The 1,232-nt window shown below is 79.0% G+C and carries 2 protein-coding genes; one reads left to right on the top strand and one right to left on the bottom strand.

The window, feature by feature from the left end:
• The coding region (locus AAHZ94_RS34315; RefSeq protein WP_502964873.1) for a class I SAM-dependent methyltransferase at positions 1-398 on the top strand (398 nt) is incomplete at its 5' end.
• Positions 399-506: 108 nt separating this feature from the next.
• Here the strand turns inward: AAHZ94_RS34315 and AAHZ94_RS34310 are convergent.
• Positions 507-1,064 (bottom strand): cupin domain-containing protein, encoded by a 558-nt coding sequence (locus tag AAHZ94_RS34310; RefSeq protein ID WP_349997592.1) that lies wholly within the window; start codon positions 1,062-1,064, stop codon positions 507-509.
• Between the last annotated feature and the right edge of the window lie 168 nt (positions 1,065-1,232).

The raw sequence follows: 1,232 nt of genomic DNA, 5'->3' as shown, positions 1-1,232 counted from the left end.
ACCTGTTCGACCCGCTGCCCGCCGCGCTCCGCGGCCGGGTCGACGTGCTGACCGCCAACGTGCCGTACGTGCCCACGGGCGCGGTGGGCCTGCTGCCGGCCGAGGCCCGCGAACACGAGCCGCGGGTGGCGCTGGACGGCGGCGCGGACGGGCTCGACGTGCTGCGCCGGGTGGCGGCCGGCGCGCGCGAATGGCTGGCGCCGGGCGGCTGCGTCCTGGTCGAGACGAGCGAAGGCCAGGCCGCCCCGGCCGCACTCGCCTTCCTGCGCGGCGGGCTGACGGCCCGGCTGGCCACCTCGGACGAGCTCGACGTCACGGTGGTCATCGGCACGGTGGCCGCTGCGCGGCGGGCGGCCGGGGACGGAGACGGGGGTGGCGACGGGGGCGGGGTCGGGTGACCCCGGGGGGGGGGGGGGGGGGGGGCCCGCCCCCCCCCCCGGGCGGCCGCCCCCCCGGGAGCGGGAGCGACCGAATCGGGCCGTCACTTCCGCGCCCCGGACGCGCTGTTACGCGGCCCCGCCGTCCGCCGGCCGCTGCGGCGCGTCCCGAGCGGAGTCCCGAGGGAAGTCCTCCACGAAGAAGCTGTCGTGCCGGGTGCGGAAGTCCGTCAGCTCCTGGCCACCGCGCTGGGCCACCTCGGCGACCCGCTCGAAGTACTCCTCGCGGGGCGCGCCGGGCGAGAAGAGCATGAGCATGGTCAGGGGCTCGTCGGTGGTGTTCTTGAACGCGTGCAGGCCGCCGACCGGCACGTACAGGAAGTCGCCGGTGCGGCCGGTCACCCACCGGTCGCCGTCGTAGAGCTCCAGCGCGCCGGAGAGCACGTAGAACGACTCCGACATCGCCCGGTGGAAGTGCGGCTTGGCGCCGGCGGAGCGCGCGGCCAGCTCCACCTTGTACAGGCCGAACTCGCCGCCGGTGGACTCGTTCGTGGCCAGGTAGTGGGTGGAGCCGCCGGGCGAGGAGAGCTCCGGCGGCGCGTCCGCGGGGCGGAAGACGGCGCTCACCTCGCCCTCGGCGCCGTGGTAGCGGGGCTCGGGGTAGGCGAGGGGTTCCAGGTAGGACATGGTGCGCTCCTCATCGACGGGTCTGCACCGCATGCTCCCCCCGGCCACCGGGGGGGGGGCGCGGGGCCCCGCCCCCCCCCCGGCCGCCCCCCGCCCCCGGGGGGGGGGCCCGGGGCGCCCGGGGGGGGGGGGGGCGCCGCGGGGGGGGGGGGGGGGGGGGGGGGGGGG

The organism is Streptomyces sp. HSW2009 (assembly GCF_040240285.1).
In the GTDB taxonomy this organism is placed as follows: domain Bacteria; phylum Actinomycetota; class Actinomycetes; order Streptomycetales; family Streptomycetaceae; genus Streptomyces.
Note: the sequence above shows the minus strand (reverse complement) of the source record. Positions and strands in the feature narration are given on the sequence as shown.

What these genes read in the sequence shown, in the direction of transcription:
- AAHZ94_RS34310 (WP_349997592.1), bottom strand. Translation starts at nt 1,064, where the DNA reads ATGTCCTACCTGGAACCCCTCGCCTACCCCGAGCCCCGCTACCACGGC.